The sequence below is a fragment of the Brachybacterium phenoliresistens genome (assembly GCF_000576425.1).
GTDB lineage: Bacteria > Actinomycetota > Actinomycetes > Actinomycetales > Dermabacteraceae > Brachybacterium > Brachybacterium phenoliresistens.
The window spans coordinates 62,332-84,506 of sequence record NZ_KK069992.1; the positions used below are offsets into that span (position 1 = coordinate 62,332).

At 75.0% G+C, this 22,175-nt stretch carries 14 protein-coding genes; 12 read left to right on the forward strand and 2 right to left on the reverse strand.

All coding sequences use genetic code 11. The annotated features are described in order from the left end of the window. Nucleotides 1-233: 233 nt before the first annotated feature. From BF93_RS08355 to BF93_RS08375, 5 genes are all read left to right on the forward strand, one after another. Nucleotides 234-1,238 (forward strand): AAA family ATPase, encoded by a 1,005-nt coding sequence (locus tag BF93_RS08355; protein ID WP_038371996.1) that lies wholly within the window; start codon nt 234-236, stop codon nt 1,236-1,238. Further along, entirely contained in the window at nt 1,235-2,605 is a 1,371-nt protein-coding gene (locus BF93_RS08360) for a DUF58 domain-containing protein (RefSeq protein ID WP_051486719.1), read from the forward strand. The genes BF93_RS08355 and BF93_RS08360 overlap by 4 nt, the downstream gene beginning before the upstream one ends. Next, nucleotides 2,602-5,178, forward strand: coding sequence for a transglutaminase TgpA family protein (locus tag BF93_RS08365; RefSeq protein ID WP_038371998.1), 2,577 nt, complete (start codon nt 2,602-2,604; stop codon nt 5,176-5,178). Before BF93_RS08360 ends, BF93_RS08365 begins: the two co-directional genes overlap by 4 nt. A 95-nt stretch (nt 5,179-5,273) precedes the next feature. After that, entirely contained in the window at nt 5,274-6,677 is a 1,404-nt protein-coding gene (locus tag BF93_RS08370) for a TrkH family potassium uptake protein (protein ID WP_232226273.1), read from the forward strand. Then, nucleotides 6,670-7,365, forward strand: a complete 696-nt coding sequence (locus tag BF93_RS08375; protein WP_051486720.1) for a potassium channel family protein — start codon at nt 6,670-6,672, stop codon at nt 7,363-7,365. Before BF93_RS08370 ends, BF93_RS08375 begins: the two co-directional genes overlap by 8 nt. A gap of 65 nt (nt 7,366-7,430) precedes the next feature. On the opposite strand, the gene BF93_RS08380 is transcribed toward BF93_RS08375, so the two are convergent. Then, nucleotides 7,431-8,804: an NAD(P)/FAD-dependent oxidoreductase gene (locus BF93_RS08380; protein ID WP_051486743.1), complete on the reverse strand. Its 1,374-nt coding sequence runs from the start codon at nt 8,802-8,804 to the stop codon at nt 7,431-7,433. A 396-nt stretch (nt 8,805-9,200) separates the two neighbouring features. On the opposite strand from BF93_RS08380, the gene BF93_RS08385 reads away from it, so the two are divergent. Beyond that, nucleotides 9,201-11,606, forward strand: a complete 2,406-nt coding sequence (locus BF93_RS08385) for a bifunctional metallophosphatase/5'-nucleotidase (RefSeq protein ID WP_051486721.1) — start codon at nt 9,201-9,203, stop codon at nt 11,604-11,606. Between the two features lie 183 nt (nt 11,607-11,789). Next, nucleotides 11,790-14,447: an ExeM/NucH family extracellular endonuclease gene (locus BF93_RS08390; RefSeq protein ID WP_051486722.1), complete on the forward strand. Its 2,658-nt coding sequence runs from the start codon at nt 11,790-11,792 to the stop codon at nt 14,445-14,447. A 314-nt stretch (nt 14,448-14,761) separates the two neighbouring features. On the opposite strand, the gene BF93_RS08395 is transcribed toward BF93_RS08390, so the two are convergent. After that, nucleotides 14,762-15,514 carry a class I SAM-dependent methyltransferase gene (locus tag BF93_RS08395; protein ID WP_038372001.1) on the reverse strand — a complete coding sequence of 251 codons (753 nt, stop codon included), beginning with the start codon at nt 15,512-15,514 and terminating at the stop codon, nt 14,762-14,764. Nucleotides 15,515-15,650: 136 nt separating this feature from the next. On the opposite strand from BF93_RS08395, the gene BF93_RS08400 reads away from it, so the two are divergent. From BF93_RS08400 to BF93_RS08420, 5 genes are all read left to right on the forward strand, one after another. After that, on the forward strand, nt 15,651-16,487 hold the full coding sequence (locus tag BF93_RS08400) for a phosphotransferase (RefSeq protein ID WP_038372002.1): 837 nt from the start codon (nt 15,651-15,653) through the stop codon (nt 16,485-16,487). 112 nt (nt 16,488-16,599) lie between these two features. Further along, nucleotides 16,600-17,082 (forward strand): ArsR/SmtB family transcription factor, encoded by a 483-nt coding sequence (locus BF93_RS08405; RefSeq protein WP_084148391.1) that lies wholly within the window; start codon nt 16,600-16,602, stop codon nt 17,080-17,082. A 1-nt stretch (nt 17,083) separates the two neighbouring features. Further along, the gene (locus BF93_RS08410) at nt 17,084-17,743 is read left to right on the forward strand and encodes an SRPBCC domain-containing protein (protein ID WP_038372003.1); all 660 of its coding nucleotides are present in this window, start codon (nt 17,084-17,086) and stop codon (nt 17,741-17,743) included. 68 nt (nt 17,744-17,811) lie between these two features. Beyond that, nucleotides 17,812-19,089 carry an exonuclease SbcCD subunit D gene (locus BF93_RS08415; protein ID WP_038372005.1) on the forward strand — a complete coding sequence of 426 codons (1,278 nt, stop codon included), beginning with the start codon at nt 17,812-17,814 and terminating at the stop codon, nt 19,087-19,089. Next, entirely contained in the window at nt 19,086-22,157 is a 3,072-nt protein-coding gene (locus BF93_RS08420) for an AAA family ATPase (protein ID WP_038372006.1), read from the forward strand. The genes BF93_RS08415 and BF93_RS08420 overlap by 4 nt, the downstream gene beginning before the upstream one ends. Nucleotides 22,158-22,175 lie beyond the last annotated feature (18 nt).

A 22,175-nucleotide genomic window follows, 5' to 3' on the forward strand; every position in this document is an offset into this window, starting at 1 on the left:
GCGCACGCGGCTCGTGCCGCGCGGACGGCACCGTGCCACCCAGGAAATCCTCCGTACACTCTAGAGGTCGGCGTCCCGACGCTGAACCTGGTCGTCACCAGGGCCACACCAAGTCTTCGTCAACTCCTGCCGCCTGCGGCAGGGCCGGCGGAGCCGGTGCGGCAGCCTCGCCGGGCCCGCCCGGCATCGCCGCGGCCGCGGCCCGCACGTCCGTCCCTGACCAGGAGGCTCAGATGCTCGAGGCCGTTCCCCAGGCGGACCAGGCGCTCCTGACCGAGCCCGAGGCCCAGCGCATCGCCCGCACCGCCGCGGACGTCGTCCAGGAGGTCGCCCGGGTCGTGGAGGGCAAGCCCCGCGCGATCCGGCTGGCCATGACGGTGCTCCTAGCCGACGGCCACCTCCTGCTCGAGGACGTCCCCGGCGTCGGCAAGACCCTGCTGGCCAAGGCCCTCGCCGCGGCGCTCGGCGCCCGTCGCGCCCGCATCCAGTTCACCCCCGACCTGCTGCCGGGGGACGTCACCGGCGCGAGCGTGCTGGACCCCAGCACCGGCGCCTTCAGCTTCCGTCCCGGCGCCGTGTTCACCCACATCCTGCTGGCCGACGAGATCAACCGCGCCTCGCCGAAGACGCAGTCCGCGCTGCTGGAGTCGATGGAGGAGCGCCAGGTCAGCGTCGACGGCGAGACCTACGTGCTCGAGAGCCCCTTCATGGTCGTCGCCACCGCGAACCCCGTGGAGATGGAGGGCACCTACCACCTGCCCGAGGCGCAGCGCGACCGCTTCCTCGCCCAGACCTCCCTGGGCTATCCCGCCCACGACGCCGAGCTGCGGATGCTCGCCGTGCAGACCGGGCCGCTGGCCGCCAGCGCCCGCGAGGCGTCCGACGAGATCCGCGCCCGCACCAGCCCCGAGCAGATCGCCGCGGACATCCGCGCCATCCGCCGCGTCCACGCCTCCCCGGCGCTGCTGGACTACGTGGTGCGCCTGGCCGCCGGCACCCGCGACCACGGGCAGGTGGTCCTCGGCGCCTCGCCCCGCGCCACCGTGCACCTAGTGCGCATGCTCAAGGCCCATGCCGCCATGGAGGGCCGCGTCTTCGTCCTGCCCGAGGACGTGCGCGGCGTCATCGGCCCCGTGTGGCGCCATCGCCTGCACCTGGCCCCGCAGGCCCTCTCCCGCGGGGTGAGCGCGGCCGATGTCCTGCGCGACGTCCTCGCCTCGACCCCGCTGGAACGGTGAGCCGCCGCGCCCGCAGCCGGGTGCCGCACCGCTCCCTGGTGCGGCCCACCGGCCGCGGGACCCTCGCGATCGTGCTCGCGCCGCTGCTCCTGCTGGGCGCCGAGGTCACGGGCCTGGCCCTGCTGCACTACCTCGCCAGCGCGCTGCTGGTCGCGCTGGGCCTGTCGGGCCTGATGATCCTCCTCAGCGGGGTGCGTCTCGACCTCGAGCGCCGGGTGCAGGCCGATGCGGTCCGGGCCGGCGGCGCGGTCGACGTCCAGATGCGCCTGGTCCCGACCGCCCTGTTCGCCCGCGTGCCGCTGGGCCGCGGGGTGGTGCGCTCCTACCTGCCGGCCGCCCTCGGCGGCCACGGCGACCTGCCGCTCGCGCCGAGCATGCCGCACAGCCTGGTGGTGCGCCGCCGCGGAGTGCACGAGCTGGGCCCGTGCGGGATCCTCGTGCGGGACGTGCTGGGCCTGTTCCACCTGCGCCGCATCGTCCCGGCGCCCGCGCAGGTCGTCGGCCTGCCCGCGGTGGAGGAGATCGACCTCGTCCTCGCGCAGCGCCTGGGGCGCGCCCTCGGCGACTCCGCCTCCGCCGGCTCCCGGGCCCAGGGGGACCCGGGGCCCATCGCCCGGGTGTACGTCCCCGGCGACGACATCCGCCGCATGCACTGGAAGGCCAGCGCCCGCACCGGGCGCCTCATGACCCGTGAGGACGAGCCGTCCACCAGCGTGAACGCCCTCATCGTCCTGGACACCCGCGCCCCGGCCGGGCCCTTCCCGCCCGCGATGGAGGAGGCGATCGCCCGCGCCCAGGACCGCGCCGTCGACCACGCCGCCACCGCCCTGCTGGCCCTGCGCGGCCAGGGGTACGACGTGACGGTGCTCGACGCGAGCGGGGACCGCATCGTCGCCGCGGGGCGCGAGCACCCCCTCGGCGCCTCCGCCGCCGGCGGCTCCGGACGGTACGGGGCGGGCGCCGCCTCGGGCGGGTCCGGCGGGATCGCGCACCACGGGGCGCAGGCCGATGCGATCTCCGCCCACGCCGCCCTGCTGGCCCTGGCCGCCGTCGGCTTCGGCGACACCGACGAGCACCGCGACCCCCACCAGGGGGCGCCGGGACCCGTCGCGGTGGCGCTGGCCATCGGCGCCGGCGACGGCGAGGCCTTCGCCGACCTGGACCTGGACCGCTTCGCCGGCAGCGCCCCGCGCCGCCTGGCCCTCGCCGTCCTGCCCGAGCCGCGCCCCGGCCGCGGACCGGCCGACGTCGAGGTCGCCGGCGGCGGCGCGCGCGGCAGCTGGCGCCGCGTCGAGGCCGGCTGCGAGGCGAGCCTCCGCGAGATCCTTCGGGCCGTGGCCGATGCCGGCATCGGAGCGGCGCGATGAGCCCGCTGCTGGGCCGCCCCGCCCCCGATCCCGCCGCCGCGCTCGCCCGCGGCGGGATCCTCGCCGTCGCCACCCTGCTCGCCTGGACGCCGCTGTCGCTGCTGTTCACCGCCCCCTCCTGGTGGTTCGTGCCGCTGTGCAGCACGATCGCGGTGCTCGGCATCGGCGCGCTGGCCCGCGCCCTCGTGCCCATCCCGGCGCTGGTCCCCGTCATCCACCTCGGCACGGTGCTGGCGGTGACCGTCTTCGCCGAGCTCACCACCGGGGTGCTCGAGGCCCAGCACCGCATCGTCGCCCCCGGCACGGGGCTGCTCGACGCCCAGGTCGCCGTGCTGCGCGCGGGCATCGAGGAGATCGGCGGGGGCCGCGCCCCGGTGGACCTCACCGGTCCCGGCCAGGTGGTCCTGACCCTCGCGGTCTCCCTCGTGGTGGTGGTGCTGGACCTGCTGTTCCTCGACCTGGGCTGGCACACCCCCACCGGGTTCCTGCTGCTGGCCCTCATGCTGGTGCCCGCGCTCATGTACCCGGCGGGCGGGCCCTGGTGGACGGCGACCGGGCCGCTGGCCGGCGCCCTGATCGTGTTCGCCGCGCGCACCCTCCACGCCGACGGCTCCTACCTCCACGGCGACGAACGGCCCCACACCGGGCCCCTCAGCCGCCGCACCGCCGTCACCGCGCTGACCGCCGGGACCATCGGCGCGGTCCTCGCCGGGGCTCCGATGCTCTCCGCGATCCTGCCGCGGCCGGTGCGCCCGCTGCTGCCGCTGGACATCGACACCATCAACGCCTGGCGCGGCCAGGAGGCCACCGATCTCGGCGCCGTGATGATCGACGACTCGATCTCGGTGCGCCGCGACCTCATGCGCCGCGGCGAGGCGGAGGTGCTGCGCATGACGGTCACCGGCGGCGACCCCGACTACCTGCGCCTGCACACCCTGACCCGCTTCGACGGGGCGAGCTTCCGTCGCGGCGACGGCTGGGCCGCAGGCGGCGCGGGGGACCAGCTGCCCGCGGCGTTCACGGACCGCCGCCTGGCCGGGGGCCCTCCGGCCGATGCGATCACCTACCAGGTCTCCCTCACCTCCCTGCAGGGCGACGCGCTGCCCGCCCCGCCGGCCATCGGCTGGTACAGCACCCCGCTGGACGGGCGGATCGCCGCCGCCGGGGCGGCCGACGGCACCCTCCTGCTCGAAGACGGCGTCCAGGACCTCAGCGGCGTCGCGTACGAGGTCGCCTCCCGCCCCTCCGGGAGCACGGCCGCGCAGCTGCGGGCCCTGAGCACCTCGGCGTTCACCGAGCCCTTCGACGCCGGCTATCTCGCCGGGGACGTCCCGCAGATGATCGCCGACCTCGCCGAACAGGTCGCCGCGGACGCGGGCGCCGCCGGCGCCTACGACACCGCCCGCGCCTTCGTTGCGTTCTTCCACGCCGAGTTCGACTACTCGCTGTCGGTGACCACGCCGCCCGGCAGCGACCCCATCGCCTCCTTCCTCACCGAGCGGATCGGCTACTGCGAGCAGTTCGCCGCGACCTTCGCGCTGATGATGGACGCGCGCGGCTATCCCACCCGCGTCGCCATCGGCTTCACCGCCGGCACGGAGGACGGCGAGGAGCGCACCGTCACCAACCACAACGCCCACGCCTGGCCCGAGGTCTGGTTCGGGGCCGAGCACGGCTGGGTGCGCTTCGAGCCGACCCCGCCGTCGGCCGGCAGCGGCACCAGCGCTCCCGGGCATGAGGACGAGGACGCCCCCGCCGAGGAGACGACCCCCGCGACGGCGCCCAGCGCCGAGCAGACCACCGCGCCCGTCGAGCAGACCTCGAGCGCCTCCGAGACGCCCTCCGAGTCCGCGAGCACCGCCTCCGAGGGCGGCGGCACCGACCCCGGCGGCGACGCGGGGGACGGGGACGGCGAGGGGCCGGGGACCGGCGCCCTGGTCCTGGGCGGGGCGCTGCTCGGCGGCGCCGGCCTCGGCGGCGGCCTCCTGTGGCGCGCGCGGCACCGGGCCCGTGCCCGCGACGCCCGCTGGGCGGGCCTCGGCCCGGTGGCGGACGGGACCGACGGGCAGGCCGAGGCGAGGGCCGGGGCCGAGGCGGAGGCCGGAGCCGAGGCGGAGGCCGGGGGCGAGGCGGAGGCCGGGGCCGACGCCGAGGCGGTGCGCCGCGCCGCCGCCCAGCTCGCCTGGGAGGAGATCGGGCAGGCCATCGTCCACCGCCGCCGGGCCATCCGGCTGCTGGGCTGGACGGGCCGCTGGGGACGGCCCCCCGGCGACCTCGAGCTGGATGCGACCCTCACGCCGAGCCGCGCCCTGGAGGCGATGCTGGACCGCCTCGCCACCCTGGGCCGATGGGCCGGCCGCGGATCCGAGGCCGCGGTCGTCACGGCCCGCCACCACGAGGCGGCCGCCCGCATCGGCGCCGCCCTCGAGGCCTCCCGCTACGCACCCCCTCCGGTGCCGCGGGCGGCGAGCACCGCCGCGACCCGCCGGTCCCACGCCGCGCCCACCGCGGATCCCCGCGCCGCGCTGCGTGAGGACGCGGACCTCCTCCTCGCCCTCATCCGCAGCCTCTGACGCTCCCCGCCCCGGCCGTCGGCCGCTCCGAGCGCCGCCGACCCGCCCGTGACCTGCGGTCGGGGCCCGGCCGCAGCAGGCGTATGCTCTCCGGCGTGCTCTCCCCCCGCAGCGCTCCGTCCCGGGATCCGCAGCCCGCGCGATCCGACGCCCCGACCCGAGGCCCCGGCTCGGTGCGGCGCTGGATGCGATCCCCGGCGCGGCTGATCACGGCCGGCACCGCCATGATCCTCACCGCCGGCACCGCCGCGCTGATGATGCCCTTCACCCGCATCGGCGAGCACGCCCCGCCGCTGGTGGACGCCCTGTTCACCGCCGCCTCGGCGCTGTGCGTGACCGGGCTGATCACCGTCGACACCGCGACCTACTGGTCCCCGGCCGGGCAGCTCGTGATCATGGTGCTGATCCAGATCGGCGGGCTCGGCGTGATGACCCTGTCGACGCTGCTCGCGGTGCTCACCGTGCGCCGCATCGGCGTGCGCACCCGCGCCGCGATCGCGCAGTCCAGCGCCGGGACCCTGCAGGACGCGCCCGCGATCATCGGCCGCATCCTCGCCATCAGCTTCGCCGTCGAGGCGGTGATCGCCGCGGTGCTGGTGGTGCGCTACCTCCTGGACGGGATGAGCGCGGGCACCGCCCTGTTCCGCGGGGCGTTCCTGGCCGTCTCCGCCTTCAACAACGCCGGGTTCGCGCTGGACAGCGACAGCCTCATCGGCGAGAACTCCGATCCGTTCATCCTCGCCCCGGTCATGGTCGCGGTGGTGCTCGGCGGCATCGGCTTCCCCGTGATCGTGGAGATGCTGCGGCGCTTCCGCACGCCGCGCCGCTGGAGCCTGACCACCAAGCTCACGCTCACCGGGACCGCGGTGCTGCTCGGCGCGGGCACCGTGCTGACCCTCGCCCTGGAGAGCTCCAACTCCGCCACCCTGGGGTCGATGTCCTGGGGCGACCGCCTGTGGAACGCCGTCTTCCACTCGGTGGTCTCGCGCACCGCCGGCTTCAACGCCATCGACACCTCCGCGATGCGCCCGGAGTCGTGGCTGGGCACGGACGTGCTCATGATGATCGGCGGAGGCTCCGGCGGCACCGCCGGCGGCATGAAGGTCACCACCGTCATGGTGCTGCTGCTGATCATCCGCAGCGAGCTGCGCGGGGACCCCTTCGTGGTGGCCTTCGGCAAGCGGCTCTCCCGTGCCGTGCACCGCGAGGTCATCACCGTCGTCGGGCTGATGGGCGCGCTGGTGGCGGTGTCGACCTTCGTCGTGATGGTCCTCGAGTCGATCCCCTTCGACCGGGTGCTGTTCGAGGTCACCTCGGCGCTGTCCACCACCGGACTGTCCACCGGCATCACGGCGGATCTCTCGCCGGTGTCGAAGATCCTGCTGGTGGGGCTGATGATCATCGGCCGCGTCGGCCCGATCACCCTGGGCACGGCGCTCGCGCTGCGCCGCCGCCCGCTGCTGTTCGAACCTCCCAAGGAAAGGCCGACCATTGGCTAGGAACACCTCATCGCGTCGCGGGACGTCCGATCCCGCGCAGATCCGCTCCGTCGCCGTGCTGGGCCTGGGCCGCTTCGGCTCCTCCCTCGCCCTCGAGCTCGAGTCCCAGGGCATCGAGGTGCTGGGCGTCGACGCCGACGAGGAGATCGTCCAGGAGCTCAGCGAGGACCTCAACTACGCCGCGCGCGCCGACATCTCCCGCGCGGACGCCCTCGCGCAGCTGGGCGTCGCGGAGATGGACCGGGTCGTCGTCGCCGTCGGCAGCCGCATCGAGACCAGCGTGCTGACCTGCTCGCACCTTCTGCGCGCCGGGGTCACCGGGCTGTGGGCGAAGGCCGATTCGACCGCCCACGAGCAGATCCTCGCGCAGCTGGGCGTCGAGCACGTGATCAGCCCGCAGGCCGCCATGGGGCGGCGCGTCGCGCACCTGCTGGCCGACTCCGCGCAGGACTGGACCGACTACGGCGGCGGCTTCGTGATGGGGCGCTTCGCCGCCCCCACCTCGCTGATCCACCGCATGGCCGCCGATGCCGGCATCGAGCAGGACTTCGGGGTGCGGATCGTCGCGCGCCGCGCCATGGGCGGCCGATGGGAGTACGTCGCGGCGCAGACCGTGTACGCCCCCGGCGACGAGCTCATCGTCGCCGGGAACTACAAGGACATGGAGCGGTTCGGCCGGGAGGCCTGAGCACCGCGCGGCGCGTCGATCCTCGGCGTCGCGCGGGCGGGGCCGGCCCGTGGCCGCTGCCGGGGTCAGGCGCCCTGCGCGCCCTCTCCGAAGCGGCGCTGGCGGGCGGCCTCCTCGAACTGGCGGGCGGCCTTGAGGGAGTCCACCTCGCCGACCACGGGGTTCGGCTGGTGGGTGGCGCGGGTCCCGCTGTACAGCGACAGCAGGTTCATGGCGACGGCGCGCTGGTTGCGGTGGCCCAGCAGCTTGCCGACGTGCACGCCCAGCCACGCCATCCAGCCCACGGAGCCGGAGAGGTCCGGGAAGTGGGGGATCTCCGCGATCGCGGCATGGCGGCCGATGGTCGCCATCGTGCCCAGATCCAGGTACCGGAACGGCTTCGGCTGCTGGCCGCGGACATCGGCCGTGATGGAGCGGGCCACCGCCTGACCCATCTGGATGGCCGGCTGCGCCAGCTGCGGCAGCTCGTCGTCCTGGGCGGCGATGTCGCCGGCGGCGTAGACGCCGGGGAAGCCCTGGACCTGCAGGGTGTCGTCCACGAGGATGCGGCCGCGCTTGTTCTGCGGCAGGCCCCACTCCTTGACCATGTCGGGCACGCCGACCCCGGCCGCCCAGATGGTGATGTCCGATTCGAGGACGGAGTCGTCGTCCAGGATCACGTGGTCGTAGCCCACGGACTTCACGCCGTGGCCCAGGCACAGCGTGACGCCGCGTTCGCGCAGCTCATCGGCCGCGTACTGGCGGAAGGTCTCGCGGAACTCCTTGATGAGCTCGGTGCCGCGCTGCAGCAGGGTGATCTGCAGGGTGCCCGGGTCCATCTCCGGGTAGAGGATGTCCAGCTCCTGCTGGCGGAAGTCCGCCAGGGCGCCGGCGATCTCGACGCCGGTGGGCCCGCCGCCGACGATCGACACGTTCAGGCGGTCGCTGCCGCGCTGGCGGCTGGCGCGCTCGAGCTCGGAGAAGACGCGGTCGCGGATCGCGAGGGCCTGCGAGCGCGTGTACATCGGCATCGCGTGCTCCTCGGCGCCCGGGGTGCCGAAGTAGGTGGTGGTCGCGCCGTTTGCGATCACGAGGTAGTCGTAGTGGAGCTTCTTCTCGCCGACGCCGCCGCCGTCGATGCAGACGTACTTCTCCTCCGGGTTCACGCCGAGGATCTCGCCCTGCTGGTAGCGCATGTTGGGCACCTTCAGCGAGAGCCCGCGCAGGAACATGGTGACGTCCCCGGGGTTCAGGCCGGCGGTGGCCACCTGGTAGAGGAGGGGCTGGAAGGTCTTGTAGACGTTGCGGTCCACGAGGGTGACGCGCACCCGGGTGTCCCGCAGGCCGAGGACGGCGTTCGCGCCGGCGAAGCCGCCGCCCAGGATCACGACATGGGGCCAGCTGGCACCGTCCTTCGCAGGAACGATGGGTCGGCGACCGAAGAGCGACAGCACGGTGATCTCCTTAGGGGAGGGGCTCGGGGAGCAGGTCCTTGGCCGAGGGCAGCGCCGCAGTCCAGTCGATGCTACCGAACCGCACCACGGCGCGCTCCATCGACGACGCCAGAACCTTAGATGACACGGTGTCCGGGCCGCCAGGCGATGGGATGCATCAGACGTTCCCGGGCGCGCCCGCAGGGCACGGGCCCGCGCCTCCCCGGCGGGGCCGGCCTCCCCGGCAGTGCCCCGCGAGGGAGGCAAAGACCGATTCAGCAGAGAGTAAAGCCAGGTCAAAGCCGATGAACTTCCGGTAACAGACCGGGACCAGTTCCCCGAACCGGTCCGCGTGTCGCCTGCGGGAGGGCTTGGATAGGAGCGGCTCACACCTCGCATCCACGCTGCTCCCAGGAGACATCCATGACCGCGTTCTCTGCCCGGAGCGCCGCGCGCTCGACGATGGCCGGCCTCGCCCTGGCCGCGCTCGCGCTCGCTCCCGGCGCCCTCGCCCCCTCGGCGGCCGATGCCGCGCAGACCGGCGACCAGGTGACCCTCTACGACATCAACGACTTCCACGGTCACCTCAGCCAGGGGCGGGCCCTCGCCTGCACCCTCACCCAGGCCCGCGCCGACGTGCCGAACTCGACGCTGATCTCCAGCGGCGACAACATCGGCGGCAGCGAGTTCGCGTCCTTCCTGCAGCAGGACAACCCGACGATCGACTTCCTCAACGCCCTGGGCCTGACGGCCTCGGCCGCGGGCAACCACGAGTTCGACCAGGGCTACGACGACCTCGTCGGCCGTGTCGCCGACCGTGCCGACTTCGACTACCTCGCCGCGAACGTCTACACCGCCGACGGCTCCCGCGCCCTGGACGCGTACTCGATCGTCGAGGCCGGGGACGTGAAGGTCGCCGTCGTCGGAGCCGTCACCGCCTCGACCCCGTCCCTCGTCTCGCCCGGGGGCATCGAGGGCCTCGAGTTCCGCGACCCCGTCGACTCCGTGAACACCGCGATCGACGAGCTGGACGCCTCCGGCGCCGACTACGACGTCCTGGTCGTCACCTACCACGAGGGGGCGGACGTCTCCGCGAGCGCGCCCGGCGAGGCGCCCGAGACCGACAGCGCCGTCTTCCGGAAGATCGTCGAGGAGACCTCCCCGGAGGCCGATGCGATCTACACCGCGCACACCCACAAGACCTACGCCTACGAGGCGCCCGTCCCCGGCCAGGACGGCGAGGTGCGGCCCATCATCCAGACCGGCAACTACGGCGTCGCGCTGTCCCAGCTGACCCTGGAGCTCGGGGCCGATGGCGACTGGGACGCCACCGCCGAGGGCAACCAGCTGCTGGACGTCGGCGCCGCACCCCTCGAGCAGTGCGACGCGGACGCCGACCCCGCCTACCTCGAGGCCGCCGGCATCGCCGACCAGGCGATCGAGGACGCCGCCGGCCCCGCGGCCGAGCCCGTCGGCGAGATCGCCGCGGACCTCACCACCGCCTGGGACCCGAGCGTCGCCGCCTACCAGGACGGCGTGTGGACCGCGACCGGCCCCACCGGCGGATCGACCAAGGGCGACGACCGCGGCAGCGAGTCCTCCCTCTCGAACATGATCGCGGACTCCATGGTGTGGGCCACCCACCAGGACTCCTACTCCGGCACCGCCGCGACCATCGGCGTGATGAACCCCGGCGGCGTGCGCGCCGAGCTGTGGTACGCGGCGGACGGCGAGGAGGGCGACGGCGTGGTGACCTTCGCCGAGGCCAACGGCGTGGTGCCCTTCGCCAACAACCTCTCCACCGTCGACCTCACCGGCGCCCAGGTCAAGGAGCTGCTGGAGGACCAGTGGCAGCGCGACGAGGACGGCGAGATCCCCTCGCGCCCCTTCCTCGCGCTGGGCCTGTCCGACAACGTCGACTACGTCTACGACTCGACCCTGCCCGAGCGCGAGCGCATCCTGTCCATCACCGTGGACGGCGAGCCCCTCGACCTCGAGGCGACCTACACCGTCGTCGCGGCGAGCTTCCTCACCGAGGGCGGCGACAACTTCTGGACCTTCCAGGAGGGCACGAACCGCACCGACACCGGCATCCTGGACCGCGACGCGTTCGCCGAGTACCTCACCGCGCACGAGGGCATCGAGCCCAGCTTCGCCCAGCGCGGCACCGAGGTGCAGGAGCTGCAGCGCGGCACCCAGGACGGCGAGGGGTCCACGCCGATCATCTGGCGCTTCTCGCAGTTCGAGTCCCGCAGCCTGGGCGCCCCGCAGATCCAGTCCGTCCAGGTCACCGTCGGCGACCAGACCTACGAGGCCCCGTACGAGGCCGATGCCTCGACCGGCGAGCTCGCCGCGGTGGTCGAGTTGGACGAGTGGTTCTGCCTGCCCGCCGGCACCCACGAGGCCACCGTCACGGCCCTTCCCGAGACCGGCACCCGCGTCCCGGCGCTGACCCTCGAGGTCGAGTCCACGGGCGACGCCCCGGCCGACTGCGGCACCGAGCCGACCGAGCCCACCGAGCCGACCGACCCGGAGCCCACCGAGCCGGAGCCGACGCAGCCCGCCGACCCGGAGCCGACCCAGCCCAGCGACCCGGAGCCCAGCGAGGAGCCCTCCGCGCAGCCCACCGATGACGCCACCGGCGACCCGACCACCGCGCCGGTGGTCACCCCGGTCGACCCGGGCGCCGGCGACATCGATGCCGGCTCGGACCGCGACGACCTCGCCCGGACGGGCGCGGAGATCGCCCCGTTCGCGATCGGCGCCGCCGTGCTGCTGCTCGCCGGCATCGGCGCTCTGACGGCCCGCCGCCGGCTCGGCCGCCGCTGACCGGCAGGGCGGCCGGTGCCCCGCCCGGGCACCGGCCGCCCCGTTCCCGCCGCCGAGGGGTCCATCGGACGCACGCGGCGTCCCTCGACCTCTCCCGGCCTCGCGCCCGGCCGCCCCGCTGCGTCCGCGCGCCCGTCCTGCCTTCCGCCCCGCCCCGCCCCGCTCCCGTCTCCAGGAGATCCCATGCATCCCCGCAGCACCGCCCCCGGCCGTCGTCGCGCGAGCGTGCGTGCCGGTGCCGCCCTCGCGGCCCTCGCCCTCGGCGCGAGCCTCGTGCCGTCGCTGGTCCTCGCCCCCGCCGCCCGTGCCGAGGTCGTCGTCCCCGGCGATGTCGTCATCCAGGAGGTCTACGGGGGCGGCGGGAACTCCGGCGCCGCCTACCAGAGCGACTTCGTCGAGCTCGCGAACTCCGGCGCCGAGCCCGTCTCCCTGGACGGCTGGACGCTGCAGTACGCCTCCGCGAGCGGCACCTTCAACAACTCCGTCACCCTGCGCGGCGAGATCCCCGCCGGCGGGACCTTCCTGATCCAGCTCGCCTCCGGCAACGGCAACGGCGAGGTCCTGCCCGCGGCCGATGCGACCGGCGGGATCAACGCCTCCGGCACCTCCGGCGTCTTCGCGCTCTCCGACAGCGAGGGCCGCCTCGCCTGCACGGGCACCACCTGCGCGAGCGACCCCGCCGTGGTGGACCTCGTCGGCTACGGCGCCGCCGCGACCTTCTCGGGCGAGGCCCCCGCCCCGCGCACCTCGAACGCGACCTCCGCCGCGCGCGTCGCGGCCACCGGCGAGAACAGCACCGACTTCGTCGTCGGCGCGCCCACCCCGCAGCCCTCCGGCGCCGAGGCGCCCACCGACCCGACCGATCCCACCGACCCGACGGACCGCGTCCCGGTGCCCGCGACCATCGCCGAGATCCAGGGCGAGGGCGCGCAGAGCCCCCTGGTCGACCGGACCGTCATCACCGAGGGCGTGGTCACCGCCGTGTACGCCGAGGGCGGGCTGGACGGATATATCCTCCAGACCGGCGGCACCGGCGGCGCGCGGGACCTCAGCACGCAGACGGCCTCCGACGCGGTGTTCGTGTACTCGCCCGACACCGTCGCCGACGTCGCCATCGGCGACTCCGTGCAGGTCACCGGCACCGTCTCGGAGTACTACGGCTCCACGCAGGTCTCGGTGCGCGCCGGCGGGCTGGCCCCGCTCGCCGAGGCGCTGCCCGCGGTGGAGCCGGTGACGCTGGACGCCTTCCCGACGGAGGAGGCCCAGCGCGAGTCCCTGGAGCACATGCTGTACCTGCCCGGCGAGGGCGACTTCACCGTCACCGACGTGTACAGCACGCACCGCTACGGCGAGGTGGGCCTCGCCATCGGCGACGAGCCCCTGGTCCAGGCCGGCGACATCATGGCGCCGGGCCAGGAGGCCACCGCCTACTTCGCGGCGCAGGCCGACAAGCTCGTGCTGCTGGACGACGGGCGCACCACCGACTTCTCCCGGAACGCCGATCAGCCGATGAGCTGGCTCACCACGCAGGAGCCGGTGCGCGTGGGCGCCGCCGCCACCTTCACCGAGCCGGTGGTGGTGGCCTACTCCCACGAGGCGTGGCGCCTGAACCCGACGCAGCCGTGGGAGGACTCCGCGACCGACGGCGTGACCTTCGAGGACACCCGCCAGGACGCCCCCGTGGACGTGGGCGGCGACCTGAAGGTGTCCACCTTCAACGTGCTGAACTACTTCACGACCCTCGGCGAGGACACCCCGGGCTGCACGCCCTACACCGACCGCGCCGGCGAGGGCACGACCGTGCGCGGCGGCTGCGAGCTGCGCGGCGCCTGGGGCGAGGACGACCTCCAGCGCCAGCAGGACAAGATCGTCGCCGCCATCTCCGGCACCGGCGCCGACGTCGTCGGCCTCACCGAGATCGAGAACTCCGCCCGTCTGGGGGAGACGCCCGATGAGGCGACCGCCACCCTCGTCGACGCGCTGAACGCGCACGACGGCGCCGGCACCTGGGCGTACGTCCCCACGGCCGATGCCTACGCGGCGCAGGGCACCGACGGCGGCGGCGACGTCATCACCAACGCCATCATCTACAAGCCCGCCGCGGTCACCGCGCAGGGCGGCGCCCAGATCCTGGTGGGCGACGAGGCCTTCGACAACGCCCGCGAGCCCATCGGCCAGGTCTTCGTGCCCGTCACCGACGGGCCGGGCCGCAGCGGGAAGACCGGCGAGGGCGAGCCGTTCCTCTTCGTCATCAACCACTTCAAGTCCAAGGGCTCGGCCGATGCCGAGGACGCGGGCCTGGAGCCCGACCCGGTCCAGGGCAACGCCCGCACCTCCCGCCTGCAGCAGGCCGAGGCCCTGCGGGAGTGGACCGAGGAGCGCACCGCGGAGCTCGGCGTCGAGGACGTCCTGCTGGGCGGCGACTTCAACGCCTACACCCAGGAGGAGCCCCTCCAGCTGTTCGCCGAGGACGGCTACGTCGACCTCGGCGCGGTGCACGACCCCGAGGGCTGGTCCTACAGCTACGGCGGCATGACCGGGTCGCTGGACCACGTGCTCGCCAACGAGTCCGCCGCCGATCGCGTCACCGGCGCCACCGACTGGTCGATCAACGCCCCCGAGTCCGTGCTGACCCAGTACGGGCGCTACAACACCAACGTCACCGATCTCTACGAGGCGGGGCCCTTCGGCTCCTCCGACCACAACCCGCTGGTCGTGGGCCTGGACGCGGGCGCGACGAGCCCAAGCAGCAGCGCCCCGGGCAAGCCCGCCCCCGGGCAGGCGCCCTACGGCCCCGGCGGCCGCTTCGGCAAGGGCGGCCCCCACGCCGCCCACGGCTGATGTGCCCCGCGCCCGCGGCTGACGTCTCTCGCAGCCGCGGCTGACGTCCCGGCCCCGCGCCCGCGCCCGCGGCTGACGTCCCGGCGGCCCCGCGCCTGCGAGAAGTCATTCTGCGTCGCTTGAACACCCGTTCAAGCGACGCAGAATGACTTCTGGCGCGGGGAGAGTCCGCATCCCGCGGCCGATGACCTCCGCGCGAGGCCATCGCATGGCTCGGAAGCGTCACACGGCGCGAAAGCACTCGCACGGTGCCCTCCCGCGCACGGCGCGGAGGCCTTCACACCTCGAGGAGGCCTTCACATGGCGCGGGGCCCTCACACAGCGCGGGCGATGACCACGTGCTCGAGGCCGGGCCGATCGGGGGCCTCGCGGACCTCGAGAACCTCGAATCCGGCCGCGGCGACGCTCGAGCGCAGCTCCGCCTCCTCGCGGAACCGCAGCGTGGAGGTCGAGGTGAGGACCGTCCCGTCGGGCATGACGAATTCGTCGGTGAACGTCACCCGCGGCAGGTCGACCGTGATCCCGCGCGGCCGCGTGAGGACGGTGCCGATGCCGGGCACCTCGTGGCGCTGCTCGTGATCCTCGGCCTGCCAGCGCTCCCAGGCCCGGGCCGCGGGCCGGCGCGACTCGAAGACGAGATGTCCGCCCCGGCGCAGGGCGGCGCGCAGCCCTCGCAGGGTCGTCTCCCAGCTCTCGTCGGTCGTGAAGACCTGGGCGACGTTCCCGGTCATCACCGCGAGATCCGCCTCCAGCGGGCCGATGGCGGTCGCATCCCCCTCCACCCAGGTGATCGGAGCGGCCCCCGGGGGAAGGGCGCACTCCTTGGCGCGGGCAAGATCGAGGGAGGCAGCGGCAGGGTCGACGCCGATGACCTGGTATCCCGCCGACGCCAGGAGGACGGCGAAGCTGCCGGTCCCGCAGCCCAGGTCCACCACGGTCCGGGCGCCGAGCACCTCGGCGATCGCCCGGTAGTGGTCGAGGTCCTCCCGCGAGCCGTCGATGGTGTCGTAGCAGGCGGCCAGGCGCGGATCGGCGTAGTAGGCATCGGGCGGGGGAGTGGAGGGCATGCGCCCACGGTAGGGCGGGGCACCCTGCCGCGACCAGCAGATTTTCCGCGATGGCGGGCGGCCCGGCATGGCACGATGAGCGCATGGACCCTCAGCTCGGCCCTGCCGTCGTCCGTCCTGCCCGTTCCGATCCGCGATGACGCCCCCGGACCGCCCGCGCGCGCTCGCCGCCGCCCGGCAGCTCGCCGAGGAGCTGGGCCTCGAGGTCGATCACCTCGAGATCCTGCACGCCTCCAACACCCTCACCGTCCTGCTGCAGCCCTGCGCGGTGGTCGCGCGCATCGGCACGGGTCCGCTCGAGGCGGCGCGCGTCGAGGTGGGCATCGCCGATCAGCTCGCCCGCACCGGCGCGCCGGTGGTGCCGGTGCTGCCGCGCGAGGATCCGCAGGTCCATCGGCGCGGCGATCTCGTCATCTCCCTGTGGGCGTACCGGAAGCCCGTGTCGACGCGGGCCGTCCCGGCCGCCGAGTACGCCGATGCGCTGCATCGTCTGCACGCCGGGATGCGCCTGGTCACCCAGCCGACCCCGCACGCCTCCGACCGCGTCGACGCGGCGCTGGGCCTGCTGGCGGATCCCGCGCGGACCCCGGACCTCGCCCCCGCCGACCGGCAGCTGCTGGTGCACACCCTGCGGGCCCTGCGCCCGGGGATCGTCGGGACGGCCGCGGAGCAGATCCTGCACGGGGAGCCGCACCCCGGCAACATCCTGGCGACGGAGACCGGGCCGGAGTTCCTCGACTTCGAGACCTGCTGCCGCGGGCCCGTCGAGTTCGACATCGCCCATGCCCCCTCGGCCGTGGCCCAGCACTATCCGGGGGCCGATGCCGAGCTGGTCGCCCGCTGCCGGCGCCTGATGCTGGCGATGGTGACCACCTGGCGCTTCGACCGGGGCGACGAGTTCCCGGACGGCCGGCGGCTGGGCGCCCAGTGGCTCGAGGACCTGCGGCGCGGTCGGGATCCCTTCGCGGGGTGACCGTGCCCGCCGCCCGACCCTCCGCCCGGCCCGCCGCGCGACCCTCCGCCCGGACCTTCGCCTGCCAGAATTAAGCCTTGACTTATATGACGCGCGGGCGCAGGCTGGTCCCGTGCATGCGCTCGACGTCCTGGGGGACCCGGTGCGGCGCAGGATCCTCGAGCTCCTCGCCGACGACGGGGAGCTCAGCGCGGGCGAGATCGGCGCGGCGGTGCAGCAGGAGTTCGGCATCAGCCAGCCGGCGGTCTCCCAGCACCTGCGCGTCCTTCGCGAGCACGGGTTCGCCACCGTCCGCCCCGAGGGCCGCCGTCGGCTGTACGCCGTCGACGCCCGCGGCCCCGCCGAGGCCCGCGACTGGCTGACCCCGTTCGAGAGGTTCTGGCTCCCGCGGCTGGACGCCCTGGGCACCGAGCTCGCGCGCGGACGGCGGCAGCGCCGTCTCGCGGCCGAGCGCCCATCGGCCCCCGGCCCCGACCCTGCCCCCGACCTCGACCCTGCCCCCGACCCCGGATCCCGCCGCCACATCCAGGACCCTCACGACACCTCCGGCATCGCGCCCGCGGGCCGGCCCGCCCCACCCACGAAGGAGACCTGACATGGTCGACGTCCCCGCCCAGCTCGCCGCCGTCACCCGTGGCTACCGCACCGAGGAGCGCGACGGCGAGCCCTCGCACGTGCAGTCCCTCGAGCAGGACTACCCCTCGCCGATCGAGGATGTCTGGGAGGCCGTGACATCCTCCGATCGCATCGCCCGCTGGTTCCTGCCGATCAGCGGCGAGCTGCGCCTCGGCGGTCGCTACCAGCTCGAGGGCAACGCCGGCGGGGAGATCCTCGCCTGCGATCCCCCGGCCGACGGCACCGCCGGGTACAGCGCCACCTGGGAGTTCGGCGGCGGCGTCTCCTGGATCACGGTGCGGCTCGCCGCGACCGGCGAGACCACCACGCGCTTCGAGCTCGAGCACGTCTCGCGGGTGGCCGACGTCCCCGCCGAGATGTGGGAGACCTTCGGCCCCGGCGCCACCGGCGTGGGCTGGGACGGCGGTCTGCTGGGCCTGTCCCTGCACCTCAGCGCCGTCGAGGGATCCCTCGCCCCGGCCGAGGCGGAGGCCTGGGCCCAGACCGAGGAGGGCCGGTCCTTCTACCGCGGCGCCGCGGACGGCTGGGCGATCGCCCACGCCGCCTCCGGGGCCGATGCCGATCTCGCCGCCCGCAACGCCGACGCCACCTACGGCTTCTACACGGGCACCAGCGCCTGACGCCGCCGCTTTCCACAGCGGTGGGCGCCGGGTCCTCGTCCGTCGGGAGGCGCGCCTAGGGTGGGCGCATGAGAATCCTGCACACCTCGGACTGGCACCTGGGGCGCACCCTCCACGGGCAGGACCTGCACGCCTACCAGCAGGTCTTCCACGACTTCCTGGTCGACCTGGTGCGCGAGCGCGAGGTCGATGTCGTGGTGATCCCCGGGGACGTGTACGACCGCGCGGTGCCGTCGGTGGAGGCCGTGCGCCTGCTCGGCGCCACCCTCGCGCGCCTGGCGGAGATCACCACCGTCGTCCTCACGCCCGGCAACCACGACTCCGCCACGCGGTTGGGCTTCGGTGCGGCGCTCATGCGCGCCGGCGTGCACATCCTGGCGGACCTGCCGGGTCTGGACCATCCCGTGGTGGTGCCGGACGAGCACGGCGACGTGCTGTTCTTCGGCCTGCCCTACCTCGAGCCCGACATCGCGCGCGTGCAGCTCGCCGGCGAGGACGGCCCGTCCCTGGCCCGCAGCCACGAGGCCGTGACCGCCGCGGCGCTGGACCGGGTGCGCCGGCGGATCGCCGGCCGCGCCGGGGAGGGGCCCCGGCCGCGATCGGTGGTCCTCGCCCACACCTTCGTCACCGGCGGCGAGGGCAGCGACTCCGAACGGGACCTGACCGTCGGCGGCGTGGACTCGGTGCCCGCGGGGCTGTTCCACGGGATCGACTACGTGGCGCTGGGGCACCTGCACGGCTGCCAGGACCTCACCTCCCGGGTGCGGGCCGATGTCGCCCGCCGGGCGGGCGGGGGAGCGGCCCCCGGATCCGGGCCCGACGCACCGGCGAGCGAGTCCGCCCCGGCGGTCGAGGGACCGGCGGCGATCGAGCCCACCGCCTGGTACAGCGGCTCGCCCCTGGCCTTCTCCTTCTCCGAGCGCACCCAGCGCAAGTCCGTGCTGCTGGTCGAGCTCGGCGCCCCCGGGGACGTGGCCGTGGAGCGGATCGCGACCCCCGTCCCGCGCCGCCTCACGGAGCTGCGCGGCACCCTCGAGGAGATCCTCGCCCGCGCCGACGAGCACGGACAGGACTGGCTGAAGGTCACCATCACCGATGCCGCCCGCCCCGCGCATCTCCAGGAGCGCCTGCGCGCCGTCTATCCCCACCTCCTGCACACGACCTTCGAGCCCGAGGGGCGCGAACGGGACGAGGCGACCCCGCAGGTCCGCCCCGAGGCCCACCCGCTCGAGGTCATGGACGACTTCCTCGCCTTCGTCACGCAGGCCGCGCCCACACCCCAGGAGCACGCCGTGCTCGAGGCCGCCTACCAGCACGTCCGCACCGCCCGGCAGGAGGCCTCGTGAAGCTCCACCACCTGTACCTGCGGGGCATCGGCCCGTTCCGCGGCGAGGTCGAGATCGACTTCGCCGCGCTCGGCGCCAGCGGGATGTTCCTGCTCGAGGGCCCGACGGGATCGGGGAAGTCCACGATCCTCGACGCCCTGGTCTTCGCCCTCTACGGCAACGTCGCGGGCGCCGGGGCCAGCAGCGACCGCATCCGCTCGCAGTTCGCCCCGCCGACCACGGCCAGCGTCGTCGACCTCATCTTCGAGACGGCCCAGGGGATCTTCCGCGTGCGCCGCGAGCCCGAGTACCGCCGCGCCAAGCGGCGGGGGACGGGCACCACGAAGGAGCAGGCCAAGGCGGTGCTGTGGCGCATCGGCTCCCCGGACCTGATCCCCGCCCTCGTCGCCGACGAGCCGGGGGACGGGGCCGGCCTCACGCCGCTCGCCACCCGCCTGGACGAGGTGGGGCGGGAGATCGCCCGGGCCGTCGGCCTCAGCCACAGCCAGTTCACCCAGACCGTGCTGCTGCCCCAGGGCGAGTTCGCCCGCTTCCTGCGCGCCCGCACCGGGGAGCGCCAGCAGGTCCTCCAGCGCGTGTTCGGGACCGAGATCTACGAGGACGTCGAGAAGCGCCTCGAGGAGATGCGCCGCGAGGCATCGGCCCAGGTCGAGCGCGCCACGGCCGAGCTCTCCCGCGCCGTGGCCCGCTTCGTGGAGGCCACCGGCCTCGCCGCCGACGAGGCCGGGGAGCAGGCGCGCGAGAACCTCGAGGCGCACGCCGCGGCGCTGCACCTGGAGGACCTCGGCGAGGCGAGCTCCGCCCTCGTCGACCAGGCGGCCGAGGCCGGTGCGGCCGCCGCCGGGCGGGCCGACAAGCTGCGCGCGGAGGCCCTCGCCGCCCGCACCGCGGCCGACACCGCCGCCGCCGCCCTCGCCCGCATCGACCGGCGCCGCGCCCTCGACCAGCTCGCCGCCCGCCTCGAGAAGGACGCCGCGCAGGCCGCCGAGGCCCGCGCCTGCCTGGAGGCGGATCGCGCCGCCCAGCCCGTCGCCGAGGCCATCGCCCGCCGCGACCGCGCCCGCCGCCAGGAGGCGGAGGCCGCCGCCGGGCTAGCCGCGCTGCGCGACCAGCACGCCGCGGACCATGCCGAGCTCGTCGCGCTGCTGGACGGCCCGGCCCCCCTGGAGGAGCTGGACCGCCGGATCGATGCGGCGACCACCGCCGCCGGGGAGCTGACAGCCCTGGTGGCCCTCGAGAAGGAGCTGCCGCAGCGCCGCCGCGAGCTGGCCGCGCGCAGCACCCGCCTGGAGACGGCGCAGGCGGCCCTCGCCGCGCTCGAGACGTCCCTCGCGCAGCGCCCCGAGGCCCGCACCGCCCTGCTGGAGCGCCGGGACGCGGCCCGCACGGCCGCCGAGGGCCTCGCCGATGCGCGCCTCGCCCTCGACGCGGCGACGCAGCGGCGCGACCACGCCAAGCGCGCCCAGGACCTCTCCGCTCAGGTCGAGACCGCCCGCACCCGCGCCCGGACGGCGCGCCGGGCCGCCGACGAGGCCGCCGAGACCGAGGCGCAGCTGCGCCGGCGCCGCAACGCGGGCCTCGCCGCCGAGCTCGCCCTCGCCCTCGTGGACGGCGACCCCTGCCCGGTCTGCGGGGCCCAGGCCCACCCGCATCCCGCCGAGCCCGGAGCGGACCACGTCGACGCCGAGACCGTCGACGCCGCCGAGGAGGCGCGACGCCGCGCCGAGCGGACCGCAGCCGATGCGAAGGAGGCGCTGGCGCTCGCCGAGAGCCGCCACGACGACGCCGCCGAACGCGCCGGCGGCCTCACCCTGGAGGCCGCCCTCGCCGCCCACGAGCAGCTCAGCGCCCAGCTCACGACCCTGCAGGAGCAGCAGGCCCTCGTCGCCGAACTCGAGACCGAGATCGAGGCGCACGACGAGGAGGACCGGCGGCTCGCCGCGCAGCGGGAGGCCCAGGCCCTCGCCGCCAGCACCGAGCAGACCTCGATCCGCGAGGCCGCCGCCGCGCTCGAGGCCGATGCCGCCCGCGTGGACGCCGCCCGGGAGCAGTCCGCCACCGTCGCGGAACGCCGCGCCGCGCACACCGCGACGGCCCGCGCCGCCCGCGCCCTGCGCGATGCGCACGTCGCCGCCGACCAGGCCGCCGCTCGGGCCCGCGAGCTGGCCGCCGAGGTGCGCCTGGGCGATTTCGCCGACGACGCCGCCGTGCGCTCCGCCCTGCTGGCCCCGGCCCGGCGCACCGAGCTCGAGGAGATGCTCCAGCGCCGCCGCACCGACCAGGCACGGCTGGCCGACGGCCTCGCCGAGGACGGCATCGCCGAGCTCGACGCCGGCGACGCCGCCCGCGAGAGGGCCCAGCAGGCCTGCACCGACACCCGCGCCCGGGCGGCCGCGGCCGAGGAGGCCACCACCGTCGCCGACAAGGAGGCCGGGCGTCGCGAGTCGGTCCTGGCCGCCAGCCGCCTGGCCCAGGAGCGGCTGCACGGAGCGATCACGCAGGTGCGGTCCGTCAGCGCCGAGGCCACGACCGTGGTGCGGGTCGCCGACCTCGCCACCGGCCGCTCGAGCGACGGGGACCGGATCCAGCTGTCCACCTACGTGCTCATGCGCCGCTTCGAGGACGTGATCGACGCCGCCAACGCCCGTCTCGCCCTGTTCTCCGACTCCGACCTCGAGCTGCTGCGGGACCCCGGCGCGCGCGGCGCCAAGAAGACCGGCCTGGACCTGCTGGTCATCGACCGCCGCACCGACCAGACGCGCGTCCCCGAGACCCTCTCCGGCGGGGAGACGTTCTTCGTCTCCCTCGCCCTGGCCCTGGGCCTGGCGGACATCGTCACCGCAGAGGCCGGCGGCGTGCAGATGGAGACCCTCTTCATCGACGAGGGCTTCGGCAGCCTCGACCCCGAGTCGCTCGAGCGCGTGATCGGCGAGATCAGCAGCCTGGCCGCGCACGGCCGGACCATCGGCCTGGTCAGCCATGTCACCGAGATGAAGCAGCAGATCCCCGAGCAGATCCGGGTGCGCCGCCGGGAGGACGGCAGCTCCGCCGTCACCGCGACCGCGTGACGGCGTCTTCGCGTGAGG

Excerpts from the sequence above, each read along its gene's own strand:
- BF93_RS08355 (WP_038371996.1), top strand. The coding sequence starts at position 234 with ATGCTCGAGGCCGTTCCCCAGGCGGACCAGGCGCTCCTGACCGAGCCC.
- BF93_RS08365 (WP_038371998.1), top strand. The coding sequence starts at position 2,602 with ATGAGCCCGCTGCTGGGCCGCCCCGCCCCCGATCCCGCCGCCGCGCTC.
- BF93_RS08385 (WP_051486721.1), top strand. The coding sequence starts at position 9,201 with ATGACCGCGTTCTCTGCCCGGAGCGCCGCGCGCTCGACGATGGCCGGC.
- BF93_RS08390 (WP_051486722.1), top strand. The coding sequence starts at position 11,790 with ATGCATCCCCGCAGCACCGCCCCCGGCCGTCGTCGCGCGAGCGTGCGT.
- BF93_RS08395 (WP_038372001.1), bottom strand. The coding sequence starts at position 15,514 with ATGCCCTCCACTCCCCCGCCCGATGCCTACTACGCCGATCCGCGCCTG.
- BF93_RS08400 (WP_038372002.1), top strand. The coding sequence starts at position 15,651 with ATGACGCCCCCGGACCGCCCGCGCGCGCTCGCCGCCGCCCGGCAGCTC.
- BF93_RS08410 (WP_038372003.1), top strand. The coding sequence starts at position 17,084 with ATGGTCGACGTCCCCGCCCAGCTCGCCGCCGTCACCCGTGGCTACCGC.
- BF93_RS08415 (WP_038372005.1), top strand. The coding sequence starts at position 17,812 with ATGAGAATCCTGCACACCTCGGACTGGCACCTGGGGCGCACCCTCCAC.